We start from the raw sequence: 16,092 nt of genomic DNA, 5'->3' as shown, positions 1-16,092 counted from the left end.
GCGCGCGGCCAGGGACGCGGGCGGGGGCGTAAGCAAACGCGCCTCGGCGCCACGCCCGGAACCCGCGGCGGCGTCCACCTTGAAGCGGCGCACTTCCTGCGCGAGGCGGCCGGCTTGCTCTTGCATGCTGGCGGCTGCGGCGGCCGCTTCTTCAACCAGCGCGGCGTTCTGCTGCGTCACGGTATCCATCTGCGCCACGGCCTGGTTGACCTGGCCGATGCCGGACGATTGCTCTTCGGATGCGCTGGCAATTTCCCGCACCAGCGTTGCTACCTGACGCACGCTGTCGACCACTTCGCGCATGGTGCGGCCTGCCTCGTCCACCTGGCGCGTACCGCCCTGCACACGCGCGGCGGATTCGTCGATCAGCGCCTTGATTTCCTTGGCGGCCACCGCCGAGCGTTGCGCCAAGGTGCGCACTTCACCCGCGACCACGGCAAAGCCCCGGCCCTGCTCGCCCGCGCGCGCCGCTTCCACGGCGGCGTTCAGCGCCAGGATGTTGGTCTGGAAGGCAATACCGTCGATCACACCCGTGATATCGGCGATGCGGCGCGAGCTGTCCGAAATGGCGCTCATGGTCTGCACCACGCCTTCCACCACTTCGCCCCCGCGCACTGCCACGGTGGACGCCTGCGTCACCAGACGATCGGCCTCGCTGGCGTTGTTGGCGTTTTGCTGCACGGTGCTGGTCAGCTCTTCCATCGACGCGGCAGTCTGCTCCAGCGACGAGGCTTGCTCTTCAGTACGTTGCGACAGGTCGGAGTTGCCTTGCGCGATCTGCGAGGACGCCGAGGCGATGCTTTCACAGCCATCGCGCACGTCCGCGACGATGCGCGCCAGGCTTTCGTTCATGGCCTTCAGTGCCGTCATCAAGTCGCCCGTTTCGTCACGCGTGGCCACCTGGATGTCGGTGGTCAGATCGCCCGCGGCGACCTGGCGCGCGGCTTTCACCGCCTGTTCCAGCGGACGCACGATGCCGCGCGTGACCAGCCAGCCCAACAGCATGCCGATCACCACGCCGGCCACGGCCAGGATGATCATCACGGCGCGCACGGTGTCGTACAGGTCGGTGGCTTCGTCCACCGATTGCGCGGTGGCTTTTTCCTTGCCCACGGCCAGGTTGGTCATCAGGTCGTCAAGCTTTTGCGACGAGGCGATAACCCGCTTTTCGATCTCGGCCACACGCGGATCGGTTTGCGTCAACGACTGCGACTTCGCCGCCGTGAAGAACGCTTCCGACTCCCGCTTCCACACCTGTTCGGTTTCGACAAACTGCGCCAGCAGGCGCTTGCCCTCTTCTTCGTGGAAATTCTTCGCGGCCTTGTCGCGCAGCACGTCCATGTTCTTGACGGCGTCGTCAAACTGCTTTTTCAACGCCTGGCGATCCTGATCGGTGCTGGCGGCCAGGTAGCCGCTGCGGGCGCGGCCCGCGTAGATCAGATTCAGATTGGATTCTTTCAAATCCGAGATGCCACGCAGCTCGGTGTCGTACAGCCGGTCATTCAATTCGTTGATGCGCGACAGCCCCCAAACACCAAAGGCCCCGATGGCACCGCCGATTACCGCCACGAGCAAAAACGCGCCCGACAGGCGCGCCCCAATGCGCAAGCCTGAAAATAAGCGAAACATGCTTCCCTTCCCTGTAGTTACCCCGGTTGTAAGCGGGCATGCCGCGATCCGTTGGCCCCGTGGTTCAGCCCTGACCACTGGCAACAATAGCGGTCGGGATTCCTAGGGATAACCCTAAAGAAAAGGTTGTTTCTTTGTCATTTCCCTGGAATGAAATCGACAATCGACAGGGTTATGTCAGCTGAATTTTTCCTGAAATGGAATAAAAAAACCCCTGCGCAAGGCACCAGGGGTTTTTTCTTGCGGGCGCCGTGTGTGGCCCGGCTTGTCTTTACCGATCAGGCAAAGTTCTTGGCGGCGAAATCCCAGTTGGCCAGTGCCCAGAAATTTTCCAGGTACTTGGGACGCGCGTTGCGGTAGTCGATGTAGTACGCGTGTTCCCAGACATCACAGGTCAACAGCGGCTTGTCGGCGGTGGTCAGCGGCGTGGCGGCGTTGCTGGTGTTGACGATGTCAACCGAACCGTCGGCCTTCTTGACCAACCAGGTCCAGCCCGAACCGAAGTTGCCGGCTGCCGACTTGTTGAACGCTTCCTTGAAAGCGTCGAAGCTGCCCCACTTGGCGTTGATGGCATCAGCCAGCTTGCCGGTGGGTGCGCCGCCGGCCTTGGGGGCCAGGCTGTTCCAGTAGAACGTGTGGTTCCAGACTTGAGCGGCGTTGTTGAAAATGCCACCCGAGGACTTCTTCACGATGTCTTCCAGCGACAGCGTTTCGAATTCCGTACCCGGGATCAGGTTGTTCAGGTTCGTGACGTAAGTCTGGTGATGCTTGCCGTAGTGGAACTCCAGCGTTTCCTTGGAAATGTGCGGGGCCAGGGCGTCGAGTTCGTAAGGCAGGGGGGGAAGAGTATGTGCCATGTGTTGGTTCCTTCTGTTGAGTGCACGATCAAGCCGGTCAATTGTATCGGCAACTAATGAGGATACCGCGTTAACCCCGCGTCCGCGCGGGGTTAACGGCGCGCATGAGCATATGCGCATTCACGCCGACGCACGGCGTGTCGCACTGGGTTTTTGTAAACGCTACTCTTTCTCGTATCGCAGTTCCCTGCCGCCTTCCGACTCCACCAGCGTGCCGTCTTTGTGCACGGTGAATGTCTTGTGCAGCGGTGCACCGGCGGCTTCTTCCGGTACGTCCAGGTCCACGCGTATCGCGCGCGTGCCGGCGTCCAGTTTGCTGATGTCTACCTGATGCCAACGCGCGCCCGAGGGCAGCGGCACAAACACGGCCAGTGTTTTCAAAGCGCCCGGCTCGATGGGTGCGCTGATGCCGTCTTCACCTTCGGACGGGCGCGGACCGCCCCCGTGATCGGCATCCGCCGACGACATCGCCACGTCAACTTTCACCGGGCGATCGCGGTAGAAAACGCGCACGGACAAAAAGCCGGGCTGGGCGGGGCGTGCGGGCCGGGTATCAGCACGCACGTCGTGGACAGGCGAATACGGCTGGATCGGCGGCGTGTCCAGAAACACCTGCTTGCCGTCGCTGCGCCAGGCGCCGCGCGTCGCGATGTCGACGGCGCCGTAGCTCAGCATGTAGTCAAAGCTGCCGTCCGGCGACAACAGCAATTGGCTACCGACTTCGCGCACACCGTTCAGCACATACCGGCCCGCCAAGCCCGCGGAGTCGGCGGATTTGCTGGCAACCTTGGCGGCCCCTCGCCTGGACGGCGCGGGGGACGGGCAAGTGGCCGGCGGGGATGCACCGGCCGCTTGGACGACACGCTGGAACGCGGGTGCGGACTGGCATGCCAGCGTGTGGGCGAAGGACTGGCCAGGCGGTGCGGCGACCTTGTCAAAACGCGCACCGTGGCGCGCCAGCAATGACAGCATGGCGGGCTGACCGGATTGCAACGCCACCCACGCCGGCCCGCGGCCCATGGCGTCGGCCTGGTCGGGACGCGCGCCGGCCGTGAGCATGGCGCGGACCAAGTCTTCGCGGCCCAGTTCGATTGCGGTGTTCAAGGGCGTCGCGCCGTCGTCCAGTGCGGCGTCCAGCGACCCCCCGGTGGCGTTCACGAACCGCAACAGCTGCACAAGTTCGCCCTGCCGGGCCACGTACCACTGCCGGCTATGAAGCAACTGAACCACGATGCGTCGCGACAGCGGCGCGGCGTCGAGCGCGCAGGTCGAGGGCTTGCCGGTAAAACCGGCCGCCTGCAATGCCGCGATATAGCCCGGCGCTTCGATCAGGCTGGCTTCGCCGCGTTCGGGCATGCAGGCTTGCGCCACGGGTTGGCCGGTGGCTTTGCTGATGCGGCGCACCAGCGCGATGTCGCCCGAGGCCACGGCCGCGTTCAACAGCGCGTACGAAGCCGGGGCGCGCGGCAGGCGTGGATCGTCCAACTTGGCGCCTGCCCGCAGCAGCCGTTCCAGCATCGCGGCGTCTTGCCTGCCGATCAGCCAATACAGCGCGCTTTCGCCATCGGGCGCCAGGCCGACCGGGTCCGCGCCCTTGGCCAGCAAGGCGTCAACGACGGGCACTTGCCCCGACGCTGCGGCCAGCAGCAACAGCGGCGCGCCGTCGCCGCTGTCCGCGTCCCCCGCCTTCACTTCCGTGGGCACGCCAGCTTCGATCAGCATCAACGCCAATGACGTATCGCGGTTTTCCACCGCGCGCCGGATCGCCCCCGTGCCCAGCGCCTTCAGGTCGAAGCCCGCATCGGCGAACAGGCGCAGCGTTGCGGCATCACCCGATTGGACCGCGACATCGACGGGCGATTTCACGTCATAGCCTTCACGCTTGGCGCGGGGGTCGGCGCCCGCGGCCAATAGCAGCTTAATGGCTTCCGGTTTGCGGGCCTGTACCGCATCGGCAAGCGGCGTGTTGCCGTTTTGATCTTGCGGGTCGCCATCGACTGGCGCCCCCAGCGCCAGCAAACGTTGCAGCGTTTGCACGTCGCCACGGCGCGCCGCCAGATTCATGATGGGCTGGGCGTCGGACTCCACTTTGGTGAACAGCGCCGCGCTGGAACCCGTTTGTGGGCCGCGTTGTGCGAACGGCATGTTCTTTTGCAGCAACTGCGCCGCAATATCGGGATGACCGCCCTGCACCGCCGCCTGCGCGGCGTCCAGCCAGATGTCGTATTGGCCGCTCTGGCCGTAGCCGGTGTTGGGGATTTGGCGCGGCCCAAGTTCCTTCAACACGGGCACCGCGCCGGCATTGCCCAGGTAGGCGGCCAGCGCCAAGGCGGTCAGCCCGTCTTCATACGCCGGCTTGGTGCCGGTGGCGGCCAGCGCCTGCAACGGTGCCGCGCCCTCGGTCAGTTCAACCATGGGCGACCACGCCAGGTAATCCGCCACGTCGGCGCCCGCGTCGGCATAGGGCTTGGCGGCGCCGGCCTTGAACAAGGCCAGCACCATGTGTGTCATTGATGGGCGGTCGACCAGACGCGGCAGATAGGTCATGCGCACCGCGAATTCAAAATCGCGATTCAACAGGAATTCAAGCGGGGTGCGGTGTTCATCGCCGCGCTGATTGGCGTCGGCACCGGCCGCCAGCAGCATGTCCATGAGTTCGGGCGTGCCATACAGCAGCGCCAGATGCAGCGGCGGACGACGCGATTCGTAGGTGACGTCGTTCAGCGGTGGCCGGGTGGCCAGCAGCGCGGCCAGCATGCGCGTGCGCGCAGGCAGCGTGGCCTGGTGAGCTTGGCGTATGCGATCGGCATCCTCGGTTGAAATGCCCCAGTACACGTTCTGGGCGCGCAATTCGCGCGGCGGCTTGAGCAGCGCGTGCAGCAGCGGCACGCCGTCCAGCGCGTAGTCGCCGGGCTGCCGGACCTGCGCCAATGCAGAGGCAAAGGCGTCGGGATCGTTGTTGCGTACGGCGGCAAACAGTGCGCGGGTGTCGGGGGTGTCGGCCTCTTTGTAGTCGCGGTAGGGCGACTGGCAATCGCAGTTGGCGGCGGGGGGCTGGCTTGCGGCCTGAGGCGGGGTCTGGGCCGAGGTCTGGGCCGAGGTCTGGGCCGGGGTCTGGGCCGGGGTCTGGGTCGGGGTCTGGGTCGGGGTCTGAGCCGGTACCTGCGTTGATTCCTGCGCTGATACCCGTGCCGGTCCTTGTGCTGATTCCGGCGATGTTGCCTGCGCTGATACCGGCACTGGTGTGGCCTCTGCCGCTTCCACTAGCGCTACGTGCCCCAGCGCCATGACCGTTCCGGCCAACACACCGGCCATCCAACCCATGCTTTCGTTGTGCCGCATCGCATCGCCTCAGAGTGCGTCAACCTGTCGTGCACCACCCCGCCGGCGCCCCGCGCCGAATGCATGGGCGTTGCCGGCCGGCGGATCGTTTCTGCTTAACCGGCGTCGCGGCTATTGCGGGTTTGCTGCACCTGCACCTGCGCCCCGCCCTGTGCAAAGCTCAGGTCCAGCGCCTGCCCGGCCGCCAGACTTGCGGCATCCCGCACGATGCGGCCATCGGCGTCCCGCGCGATGGCGTAGCCGCGCGACAAGGTATTGCCCGGGTCCAGCGCGCGTAACTGCGCCGTGGCCGCCGCCAACCGGTTGCGACCCTGCACGAGCAGACGCGCATGCGCCTGGCCCAGCTGACGCACGGCGCCTGCCAGGCGGTCGGCGGCGCGTCCGGTATCGGGCACGCGATGCGCCAGGCGTTGCGTCAGCAGATTGACGCGCGCGGTGCGCCGGGCTTGTGGGCCCGACCACGCGGACGCAAGCCGGAAGGGCAGGCTGTTCAGGCGTTCTTGCTGGTGCTCAAGCCGTTGCGACGGCGACACCAACTGCCCGGACGCACGATCCAGGCGCTGCGCGGCGCGTTCCAGCCGCCGTTGCTGGCCCCGAACCATGGCCTGGGCCGACTGCATGACGCGGCCCATCAATTCGGAACGTGGCACGCAGGCCAATTCGGCGGCGGCCGTGGGCGTGGGCGCGCGCACATCGGCCACAAAGTCCACGATGGTGAAGTCGGTTTCATGCCCCACGCCGCTGATCACCGGAATTTCGCTGACCGCGACCTGCCGCGCCAGGTCTTCGTCGTTGAAGCTCCACAGATCTTCGATGCTGCCCCCGCCGCGCACCAGCAGCAAGGTGTCGACCTCGGCGCGGGCGTTGGCCAAGCGCACTTGGGCGGCCAGGCGGCTGGCGGCATCGGCGCCCTGAACCGGGGCCGGATAGATGATGACGGGCACTTGCGGCGCGCGCCGGGCAAGCGCCGACAGCACATCGCGCAGCGCCGCTGCGTGCAGCGACGTAATGACCCCGATTGCACGCGGCAAGCGGGCGGGCTCGCGCTTGCGGGCCGGATCGAACAGGCCTTCCGAGGCCAATTGCTCTTTCAGCCGTAGAAACGCTTCATACAGATTGCCCAGACCGGCCCGGCGCATGGCGTCGGCCTGCAACTGGTAGTCGCCGCGCGGCTCGTACAGGGACACCCGCGCACGGATTTCGACCTGGTCGCCCGCCTTTGGGACAAAGCCGACTGCGCTGGCGCGGCTTCGGAACATGACAGCCCGCACCGAGGCCCGGCTGTCCTTGAGCGTGAAGTACCAATGCCCGGATGCCGCCTGCGTGAAGTTCGAAATCTCTCCGCGCACCCATAAAGCCGGGATGCTGCGCTCCAACAACTGCCCCACTGCTTGGTTTAGCTGGGCAACTGTCAGGATATCCCGCGTGAATGCGTTGTTTGTGACTGCAAATTCAATTGTCATGAGGCTTTCCGATGCGTACCTGTCCACAGGGCATACGTAGCGGGGCGCAATGATACCGCGTCCACAGATTTTTGCAGCGGCAGGCCCGAAAGCCAGCAAACTCCGTGCAAGTTATTGATTTTTATATATAAATTATAAAAACTCGATTGCGCTAATTTGAAGCAAACAAGCGCAAGCCCTGTGCCCACAAGCGTTCCGGCGAAGTTTTGCACAGAATTATCCACAATTTCTGTGGATAAATCGCGGGCCTTCCCGCCTTGCCACAAACCCGCCGCCCCGTTACAGTTTCGGCTTGATCTGATGCCACGGCGCACGCACTGTTGCCGCCCTATGGCCCCCGGGAGTTGAACGCTTTGCTTTCCATTTTGCGCGAGGCCGGCTGGCCCATCTGGCCCCTGCTGGCGACATCCGTGCTGGGACTGGCGCTGATTTTCGAGCGCTTCCTCTCCCTGCGCCGCAGCCTTATCCTGCCCCGCGGCCTGAACGAACAGGTCGTGGACATGCTGCGCAACCGCCAGGACACCCCCGAAGCCATCAACCGCCTGGAACGAAACTCGCCGCTGGGCCGGGTGCTGGCCGAAGTGATGCGTCACCGCCATCTGCCTCGCGAAGAACTGCGCAACGTGGTCGAAGACACCGGCCGGGCCGTGGCGCATGACCTCAGCCGCTACATCCCCGCCATCGGCACCATCGCCGTCGTCGCGCCCTTGATGGGGCTGTTCGGCACCGTGGTCGGCATGATCGAGATCTTCGGGTCGTACACGCCCGGCGGCGGCGACCCCGCCCAACTGGCGCGCGGCATCTCCATCGCGCTGTACAACACCGGCTTCGGCATCCTGATCGCCATTCCCGCCATGATTGCCCACCGCTACCTGCGCGGTCGGGTCGACGGCTATCTCAGCGCCATGGAGCAATCCGCCTCGCGCCTGGTCCGCGCCGTGTCGCCCGTGCCGCCGGCCCCTTCCACCCATCCCGCAGCCCACCCCGCGGCCTACCCCGCACGCGAGGGGCGTTCATGAATTTCCGCGGTTCCCGGGGCGATCGCGACGAGCTGGACATCAACCTGATCCCGCTGATCGACGTCTTGCTGGTCATCCTGATTTTCCTGGCCGCCACCACGTCGTTCACCCGCTTCACGCAGTTGAAGGTGACCCTGCCGCAGGCCTCGTCCGAGCAGGACACGCCGCCGGCGCTGGAAGTGGCCGTCAGCCAGGATGGGCGCTATGCGCTGAACGGCACGCTGATCGACGTCTCCACGCCTCCTGAAATCGCCGACGTACTGCGTCAGGCGGCCGCCGGCAAGACCGAGCCGCTGGTCATCATCAACGCCGACGCCCAAGCCACCCACCAATCCGTGATCAACATCATGGAAGCCGCCCGCCTGGCCGGCATCGGGCGCGTCAACTTCGCCGCCCAGACCTCACGGTGAGCACCCCGCGTTCGTCTCCTTCGCTGCTGGCCCGCCAGTGGCAGCATGGCGGCTGGCTGTCGACCCTGCTATCGCCCCTGGCTGCGCTGACCGAATGGGCGGTGGCCAGAAAGCGCGCCGCCTACCTCAGCGGCGCCAAGCCCAGCTACCGCGCGCCGGTGCCGGTCGTGGTGGTGGGCAACATCTACGTCGGAGGCACCGGCAAGACCCCCATGGTGATCGCCACGGTGCAAGGCTTGCGGGCGCGCGGGTTCACCCCGGGCGTGGTCAGCCGCGGCTATGGCGTGAAGATCGGCCGCGAAGCCCGGGTCGGCGTCGGTGCATTGGCGGCTGATCGCTTTGGCGACGAGCCCGCGTTGATCGCGCGCGCCACGGGTGCCCCGGTATCCGTGCACCCGAAACGCGCGTTGGCCGCCCGTGCGCTGCTCCAGGCGCATCCCGATGTGGACGTGATTGTCTCGGACGACGGCCTGCAACATCTGGCGCTGGCGCGTGACGTCGAAATCGTGGTGCAGGACGCGCGCGGCGTGGGCAACGGTAGGCTGCTGCCCGCCGGCCCACTACGCGAACCCGCGCACCGCTTGCAGGACGTGGATGTGGTCGTCACCAACATCGGCACGCCGGTCGGCCCCGGGGTCCAGGCTAACGCCAACGCCGACGCTGTTCCCGCCCGCCGCCCGCGTCCGGTGCGGATGTGGCTGGAACCGGGCGACGCCCGCCACATCGAAGACGGCGCGACGCGCCCGCTTTCCGCCTTTGCGGGCCAGCCGCGCGTGGCCGCCGCCGCGGGCATCGGCAACCCGGAACGCTTCTTCTCGACGCTGCGCGCGGCCGGAATCGAAGCGGACGCGACGCTGCCCTTGCCCGACCATCACGACTACGCCGACTCGCCCTTCCAGGGCCTGATGGCCGACGCGATCCTGGTGACATCCAAGGACGCCATCAAATGTGCTGCGCTGCACGACACGCGCCTGTGGGAAGTCCCCGTCACGGCGGCTTTTTCCGACGCCCGGTTGTTTGACTGGCTGGCACAAACGCTACACCAACGTCTCGCTCCAAAGTCGGCATCGGCAATCACCCAAGCGCGGCCGCCGACTTGAAAATCTGACTCTCGCCCGGGCCCGCCGGGCCTTGCCCGCCGCAAACTGTTTTAGAATCCCCGTCATGGAATCCCGACTTCTCGACATCCTCGTCTGCCCCCTGTGCAAGGGGCGCCTTGAAAACGACCGGCAGCACGCCGAACTCGTTTGCCGCGCCGACCGCCTGGCTTTCCCGATTCGCGACGGCATCCCCGTCATGCTTGAGTCGGAAGCCCGAGTGCTGGACGAAACCGCCCCCACCTGACCGCCGCACCGTGAGTTTCATCGCCTTGATCCCGGCGCGCGCCGCCTCGACCCGCCTGCCCGACAAGCCCCTTGCCGATATCGCCGGCAAGCCGATGGTCGTGCGCACTGCCGACCGCGCTGCGCTGTCCGGCGCATCCCGGCTGTACATCGCCACGGACGACGCGCGCGTGCAGGCGGCCGTGCAGGCCCATGGCCTGACCGCCCTGATGACGCGCGGCGACCATCCCACGGGCACCGACCGGCTTGCCGAAGCCGTCCAGCAACTGGGCTTGGCGGACGACGCCATCGTCGTGAACGTGCAAGGCGATGAACCGCTGATCGAACCCGAACTGATCGACGCCGTGGCGGCCAAGCTGCAAGCCTGCCCCCACGCCGATATCGCCACCGCCGCCTGCCCGCTGGCCGACGCCGAGGCGCTCTTCAACCCGAATGTCGTGAAAGTCGTGTGCACCGCCGACGATCGCGCCCTGTATTTCTCGCGTGCCCCGATTCCCTGGGCGCGCGATGCGCTGGCCAGCGGCGAACGTGTGCTGGCCGACGGGCTGCCCGCCTGGCATCACATCGGCCTATACGCCTACCGCGTGTCGTTCCTGCGCCGCTTCCCGACGCTGCCGCAAGGCATGCTGGAACGCTTCGAGGCGCTGGAACAGCTGCGCGCCATGGAACATGGCCATCAAATCGTCGTACACCGTACGCTCAACCCTCCCGCAGCGGGCGTAGATACCCCGGCGGATCTGGAACGCGTGCGCTTGGTCTACAGCAAACAGATGTAAGGGTTATTTCCCATGGCGCAGCCCCGCATTGGCTGCTGCGTTGCGGCATAATCCCCCGGATCACAAAAAATAAACCCCATCAGGAGCACTCATGCGTCTCATCTTGCTCGGACCTCCCGGCGCCGGCAAAGGCACCCAGGCCGCGTTTCTCACCCAACACTTCGGCATTCCCCAGATCTCCACCGGCGACATGCTGCGAGCCGCGGTGAAGGCGGGCACGCCCTTGGGTATTGAAGCCAAAAAGGTCATGGATGCCGGCGGTCTGGTTTCCGACGAGATCATCATCGGCCTGGTCCAGGACCGCCTGAAGCAGCCCGACTGCGCCGGCGGCTACCTGTTCGACGGTTTCCCCCGCACCATCCCGCAAGCCGACGCGCTGAAAAGCGCCGGCGTCAAGCTGGACTACGTGGTGGAAATCGAAGTGCCCGAAGAGGACATCATCGAACGCATGAGCGGGCGCCGCGTGCACCAGCCCAGCGGCCGCAGCTACCACGTGCGCTTTAACCCGCCCAAGGTTGAAGGCCGCGACGACCTCACTGGCGAAGAACTGATCCAGCGCGACGACGATCGCGAGGAAACGGTGCGCCATCGCCTGTCCGTGTACCGCGAACAGACCCGTCCGCTGGTTGATTACTACTCGACCTGGGCACAGCAGAACGCCGCCGAAGCCCCGAAGTACCGGAAGATCTCGGGCGTGGGCGCCGTCGACGAAATCAAGTCGCGCCTGTTCGAGGCTGTCAACAGCTGATAGGCGCTTGGTTGGCCCAAAGGCCTTCGGCGCCGGCTGGACGCACTGCGCTCCAGCATCGGCCCGAAGGCCTTGTCGCATTCGGCGCCTGCCGCGCCGCTTTCATCCCCTTTGAATTGAACTGGTGGTAGAGACATGGAAATCGCGAACAAGGTATTCATCGTTACGGGTGGCGCATCGGGACTGGGCGCGGGCACCGTGCGCATGCTGGTGGAAAACGGCGCCAAGGTCGTCATCGCCGACGTGCAGGACGAGCCGGGCCAGGCCCTGGCCAAGGAATTGGGCCAGCGCTACGTGCATTGCGACGTCACGCAGGAAGCCGACGGCAAAAGCGCCGTGGCGGCCGCGCTGGAACTGGGTGCGTTGTTTGGGCTGGTGAACTGCGCGGGCGTCGCGCCTGCCGCAAAGATCGTCGGCAAGAACGGCGCGCACCCGCTGGAACTGTTCCAGAAGGTCGTGTCGATCAACCTGATCGGCAGCTTCAACATGATGCGCCTGGCCGCCGAAGCCATGAGCGCCAATACCCCGGAACCCACGGGCGAACGTGGCGTCATGATCAACACGGCGTCCGTTGCCGCCTTCGACGGCCAGATCGGCCAGGCTGCCTACGCGGCATCGAAGGCGGGCGTGGCGGGCATGACCCTGCCGATCGCGCGCGATTTGGCCAAGACGGGCATCCGCTGCATGACCATCGCCCCGGGCATTTTCGGCACGCCGATGATCTTCGGCATGCCGCAGGAAGTGCAGGATTCGCTGGCTGCCAGCATCCCCTTCCCCGCCCGCCTGGGCCGTCCGGAGGACTACGCCAAGCTGGTCTACAGCATCATCACGAACGACATGCTGAACGGCGAAACCATCCGCCTGGACGGCGCCATCCGCATGCCGCCGAAGTAAGAATGCCCCCACGCCGCGCATGCTTCGCACGCTTGCTGCCCCCCGAGGGGGCGCCTTTCCCCTTGGGGCGGCCCGGCGGGGAAAGGGCATTCTTGCGTAGTGCGTGGGCGGGGAGCGCACCGGTCCTTTCAACAGGCGTTGTGTTTGCGGGGCCAGTCCGCCCCAATTTTTTGTAGTCCCATCCATGAGCCTGTTTCGTTCGGCGGCCACCGTCAGCAGCTTCACCCTGCTGTCCCGCATTTCCGGCCTGATTCGCGACATCCTGGTCGCGCGCGCCTTTGGCGCCGGCCCTATCACCGACGCCTTCTGGGTCGCCTTCCGCATTCCCAACCTGCTGCGCCGCCTGTTCGCCGAGGGCGCGTTTGCCCAGGCGTTCGTGCCCATACTCGGCGCCGCGCGCAACAAGCGGTCTGAAGAAGACGTCCGCATCTTGCTGGACCGCGTGGCGCTGCTGCTGACCGCCACGCTGATGCTGATCACGTTGATCGGCATCGTCGCCGCGCCCTGGGTGGTGTCGGCCATGGCCAGTGGCCTGCGTGGCGCTGCCCGCGATACCGAGTTCGGCGCTGCCGTCTGGATGACGCGGATGATGTTTCCCTACATCTTTTGCATGTCTCTGATTGCGTTCGCCTCCGGCGTGCTGAACACCTGGCGCCGATTCGCCGTACCGGCCTTCACGCCCGTGCTGCTCAACCTGTCGATGATCGCCGCGTGCATCTGGCTGGCGCCGCGCATGGATGTGCCCGTCTACGCACTGGCCGTCGGCGTGATGATCGGCGGCGTGGCGCAACTGGCCGTGCAATGGGTGGCCCTGGCCCGCCTGGGGCTGACTCCGCGCTTTTCGCTGCGCTTTCACCAAGCCTGGGCCGACCCCACCGTGCAGCGCATCCTCAAGCAAATGGCGCCCGCCACGCTGGGTGTGTCGGTGGCGCAGATATCCCTGCTGATCAACACCAACATCGCCACCTGGCTCACGCCGGGCAGCGTCACGTGGCTGTCCTTCGCCGACCGGCTGATGGAGTTTCCCACCGCCTTGCTGGGCGTGGCGCTAGGCACCGTGCTGCTGCCCAGCCTGTCCGCCGCCCACGCCCGCGATGACCATGGCGGCTACAGCGGCCTGCTGGATTGGGGCCTGCGTCTGGTGCTGCTGCTGGGCCTGCCCGCCGCGGTGGGCATGGCGCTGCTGTCGGACGGCCTGGTAGCCACCCTGTTCCACTATGGCGCCTTCGCCGCGCAAGACGTGCTGCAAACGCGCCTGGCCGTGATGTCGTACTCCGCCGGCTTGATCGGCCTGTTGGCCGTCAAGATTCTTGCCCCGGGGTTCTATGCCAAGCAAGACATCCGCACGCCCGTCAAAATCGCCATCGGCGTGCTGGTTTTGACACAGTTGATGAACCTGGTGCTGGTACCGTTCATGGCGCATGCCGGCCTGGCGCTGGCCATTGGCCTGGGCGCCTGCCTGAACGCCTTGGCGCTTCTGATCGGCTTGCGCCGCCGGGGCGTGTACCAGCCGGGGCCGGGCTGGACCGTGTTCGTGCTGCGCCTGCTGCCGGCCCTGGCGGCGTTGGCCGCATTGCTGTGGTACGCCGACGGCAAAATCGACTGGCTGGGCATGCAGGCCCATGCGGGACAGCGCGCCGGCTTGCTGGGTGGCGTTTTGGTGGCAAGCGGGGTGGTGTACTTCGGAACGTTGTTACTCTTTGGCTTCCGGCTTAAGGACTTTGGACGTCGGCCAAAAGTCTGATTTCGGCCATTGCGCAGACAATCCCACCAAAAAGCCGGCTTCCCGCCGGCTTTTTGCACTAGATTCGTCAAGAAATGCCAACAGCCCGGTAATCTTTGGTAAAAAACCTTTATTATTTACAAATTGCCATCAAGAGGAACCCCCGCCGATTCACGGGCGGGAACATGAAGTGAAGTACGCCCAAGGACAACCCATGGCGGACCAGGTGATCAATTGGTTGCTACTGCTGCGCTCAGGTAAAGCGACAGCGCAGGACTACAACGACTTCCTGGCGTGGCGTGCGGCTGACCCTGTCCATGAGAACGCCTGGCAACAGCTGACGGGCTCATTGGCAGGTTCGACGTTTGGACGGCTAGGCGACGCTTATCCCGCAGCCGGGTACGCCGCCGGAGCCGCCCCCACGTCGCAGTCGCTGATCCCTCCGCCCCCGGCCATCGTGCCGCCACGCCGCCGATTTCTGGCCGGCTCGCTGGCGCTCGCCAGTACGGCAGCCGGCGCCGCCTATGTCGGCAACGCCTTCTATCCGCTGAGCAACGTTGCCGCCGATGCGGCCACGGCCACCGGCGAACGCCGCCGCTACCTGCTGTCCGACGGCAGCCAATTGCTGCTGGACGCCCGCAGCCGCGTCAACCTGGATTTCACGCCCGCCTACCGACAGGTTCGCCTGCTGGACGGCGCCGTAACAGTCTCGGTGGCGCCCGACGCGCGCCGCCCCTTCCTGGTACAGACCGCCGAAGGTACCGTGCGCGCACTGGGCACCCGGTACATGGTGCGCCAGCAAGTGCAGCGCACTGTGGTCGTGGTGCATGAACACGAGGTCGAAGTCGAAACGATGGCCGGCGCGCACGGCACCGTGCGCGCGGGAACGGGCGCCCGGTTCGACGTGTCACGCATGGATATCCCGCGCGCCGAGCTGATGGCGGAAGCCGCATGGGAATCCGGCTGGGTCGACGCACGGGGCCGCCCGCTGGCGGAAGTGATTGCGGCGCTGCGCCCCTATCGCACGGGTACGCTGCGCGTATCGATGGCGGCCGGCGGCCTGCCCGTCTCGGGGCATTTCCCCCTGGACGACACCAACGCCGCGCTGGACACCCTGCAAGAGATGATGCCCATCCATGTCCGCCGCTTTACCCCGTGGTTTGTCTCTATCAACGTCGCGACCTGACAACGCTATGCCGCGCGCCTGTGCCTGGCGCCCGCTTCGTTGTATACTCAGCACCGTGTTTTTATCCAGTAGGCGCCGCGGGTTTTCCTCAAGGCTGTGTTTCAGGCTTTAGCAGGGGATCATCCGAAAGGGTTCTCTAGCCAGGGCTCTTTAGCCCGGGAACATTTCCCCCCAGCGCCCCCCGCCCGGTTGACGGGCGCTCCATCGACAGATCTGACATTAAAAGCTTGCAATCCCATCGGGACTTGCTACAATGTTCGACTTTGCCGAATTCAACTTATATAGCAACATGGCCAATACCGCCCAAGCCCGCAAGCGCGCTCGCCAATCCGTTGAGCGCAACAAGCACAATTCCAGCCTGCGCTCGATGCTGCGCACCGCCATCAAGCGCGTTCGCCAATCTATCGCCGCTGGCGACAAAGCTGCGGCTGGCGACGTGTTCCAGAAGGCCTCGAGCGTGATCGATCGCGTGGCTGACAAGAACATCATCCACAAGAACAAGGCTGCTCGCCACAAGAGCCGCCTGGCTGCCGCTATCAAGGCGCTGGCCTAAGATTCTGCCGCCCCGCTTTCTGGGGCGTCATGAATACGGCAAATAAAGAAGGATGCCCTCGGGCATCCTTTTTTGTTGCCTGAACGGATCGGCTGCCTGAGTCGGGCTGCCTGAGTCGGGCTGCCTGAGTCGGGCTGCCTGAGTCGGGC

14 protein-coding genes are annotated in these 16,092 nt (G+C 65.6%); 10 read left to right on the top strand and 4 right to left on the bottom strand.

What is annotated here, in order from left to right:
- The 4 genes from AC6LJY_RS24080 to xseA all read right to left on the bottom strand — a co-directional run.
- A partial coding sequence (locus AC6LJY_RS24080; protein WP_498136923.1) for a methyl-accepting chemotaxis protein occupies positions 1–1,629 on the bottom strand: 1,629 nt, incomplete at its 3' end.
- Between the two features lie 278 nt (positions 1,630–1,907).
- The gene (gene sodB, locus AC6LJY_RS24075) at positions 1,908–2,486 is read right to left on the bottom strand and encodes a superoxide dismutase [Fe] (RefSeq protein WP_046804702.1); all 579 of its coding nucleotides are present in this window, start codon (positions 2,484–2,486) and stop codon (positions 1,908–1,910) included.
- A gap of 162 nt (positions 2,487–2,648) precedes the next feature.
- Entirely contained in the window at positions 2,649–5,828 is a 3,180-nt protein-coding gene (locus tag AC6LJY_RS24070; RefSeq protein WP_498136922.1) for an ankyrin repeat domain-containing protein, read from the bottom strand.
- Positions 5,829–5,923: 95 nt separating this feature from the next.
- A complete protein-coding gene (gene xseA / locus AC6LJY_RS24065) occupies positions 5,924–7,291 on the bottom strand; it encodes an exodeoxyribonuclease VII large subunit (RefSeq protein WP_498136921.1) in 1,368 nt (455 codons plus the stop codon).
- A gap of 353 nt (positions 7,292–7,644) precedes the next feature.
- Here xseA and AC6LJY_RS24060 point away from each other — a divergent pair, with 353 nt between their 5' ends.
- The 10 genes from AC6LJY_RS24060 to rpsT all read left to right on the top strand — a co-directional run bounded on the left by AC6LJY_RS24060 (position 7,645) and on the right by rpsT (position 15,943).
- A complete protein-coding gene (locus AC6LJY_RS24060; protein ID WP_046804704.1) occupies positions 7,645–8,310 on the top strand; it encodes a MotA/TolQ/ExbB proton channel family protein in 666 nt (221 codons plus the stop codon).
- Positions 8,307–8,720 (top strand): ExbD/TolR family protein, encoded by a 414-nt coding sequence (locus AC6LJY_RS24055; RefSeq protein WP_046804705.1) that lies wholly within the window; start codon positions 8,307–8,309, stop codon positions 8,718–8,720. The genes AC6LJY_RS24060 and AC6LJY_RS24055 overlap by 4 nt, the downstream gene beginning before the upstream one ends.
- Positions 8,717–9,820 carry a tetraacyldisaccharide 4'-kinase gene (gene lpxK / locus AC6LJY_RS24050; protein ID WP_498136920.1) on the top strand — a complete coding sequence of 368 codons (1,104 nt, stop codon included), beginning with the start codon at positions 8,717–8,719 and terminating at the stop codon, positions 9,818–9,820. The genes AC6LJY_RS24055 and lpxK overlap by 4 nt, the downstream gene beginning before the upstream one ends.
- A 64-nt stretch (positions 9,821–9,884) precedes the next feature.
- Entirely contained in the window at positions 9,885–10,064 is a 180-nt protein-coding gene (locus tag AC6LJY_RS24045; protein ID WP_120156251.1) for a Trm112 family protein, read from the top strand.
- A 10-nt stretch (positions 10,065–10,074) separates the two neighbouring features.
- Positions 10,075–10,839 (top strand): 3-deoxy-manno-octulosonate cytidylyltransferase, encoded by a 765-nt coding sequence (kdsB, locus tag AC6LJY_RS24040; RefSeq protein ID WP_046804708.1) that lies wholly within the window; start codon positions 10,075–10,077, stop codon positions 10,837–10,839.
- Between the two features lie 91 nt (positions 10,840–10,930).
- On the top strand, positions 10,931–11,587 hold the full coding sequence (gene adk / locus AC6LJY_RS24035; protein WP_046804709.1) for an adenylate kinase: 657 nt from the start codon (positions 10,931–10,933) through the stop codon (positions 11,585–11,587).
- A 135-nt stretch (positions 11,588–11,722) separates the two neighbouring features.
- Positions 11,723–12,481, top strand: a complete 759-nt coding sequence (locus tag AC6LJY_RS24030; RefSeq protein WP_046804710.1) for a 3-hydroxyacyl-CoA dehydrogenase — start codon at positions 11,723–11,725, stop codon at positions 12,479–12,481.
- Positions 12,482–12,665: 184 nt separating this feature from the next.
- On the top strand, positions 12,666–14,225 hold the full coding sequence (murJ, locus tag AC6LJY_RS24025) for a murein biosynthesis integral membrane protein MurJ (RefSeq protein ID WP_314358647.1): 1,560 nt from the start codon (positions 12,666–12,668) through the stop codon (positions 14,223–14,225).
- A gap of 193 nt (positions 14,226–14,418) precedes the next feature.
- On the top strand, positions 14,419–15,390 hold the full coding sequence (locus AC6LJY_RS24020) for a FecR family protein (RefSeq protein WP_498136924.1): 972 nt from the start codon (positions 14,419–14,421) through the stop codon (positions 15,388–15,390).
- 289 nt (positions 15,391–15,679) lie between these two features.
- On the top strand, positions 15,680–15,943 hold the full coding sequence (gene rpsT, locus AC6LJY_RS24015) for a 30S ribosomal protein S20 (protein ID WP_025135824.1): 264 nt from the start codon (positions 15,680–15,682) through the stop codon (positions 15,941–15,943).
- The last annotated feature ends 149 nt before the right edge of the window (positions 15,944–16,092 follow it).

Source organism: Achromobacter sp. RT286_PF (assembly GCF_059760425.1).
This window is presented reverse-complemented; position numbering and strand designations above follow the sequence as displayed.

What these genes read in the sequence shown, in the direction of transcription:
- sodB (WP_046804702.1), bottom strand. Translation starts at nt 2,486, where the DNA reads ATGGCACATACTCTTCCCCCCCTGCCTTACGAACTCGACGCCCTGGCC.
- rpsT (WP_025135824.1), top strand. Translation starts at nt 15,680, where the DNA reads ATGGCCAATACCGCCCAAGCCCGCAAGCGCGCTCGCCAATCCGTTGAG.
- AC6LJY_RS24045 (WP_120156251.1), top strand. Translation starts at nt 9,885, where the DNA reads ATGGAATCCCGACTTCTCGACATCCTCGTCTGCCCCCTGTGCAAGGGG.
- adk (WP_046804709.1), top strand. Translation starts at nt 10,931, where the DNA reads ATGCGTCTCATCTTGCTCGGACCTCCCGGCGCCGGCAAAGGCACCCAG.
- AC6LJY_RS24030 (WP_046804710.1), top strand. Translation starts at nt 11,723, where the DNA reads ATGGAAATCGCGAACAAGGTATTCATCGTTACGGGTGGCGCATCGGGA.
- AC6LJY_RS24055 (WP_046804705.1), top strand. Translation starts at nt 8,307, where the DNA reads ATGAATTTCCGCGGTTCCCGGGGCGATCGCGACGAGCTGGACATCAAC.
- xseA (WP_498136921.1), bottom strand. Translation starts at nt 7,291, where the DNA reads ATGACAATTGAATTTGCAGTCACAAACAACGCATTCACGCGGGATATC.
- AC6LJY_RS24020 (WP_498136924.1), top strand. Translation starts at nt 14,419, where the DNA reads ATGGCGGACCAGGTGATCAATTGGTTGCTACTGCTGCGCTCAGGTAAA.
- murJ (WP_314358647.1), top strand. Translation starts at nt 12,666, where the DNA reads ATGAGCCTGTTTCGTTCGGCGGCCACCGTCAGCAGCTTCACCCTGCTG.
- AC6LJY_RS24070 (WP_498136922.1), bottom strand. Translation starts at nt 5,828, where the DNA reads ATGCGGCACAACGAAAGCATGGGTTGGATGGCCGGTGTGTTGGCCGGA.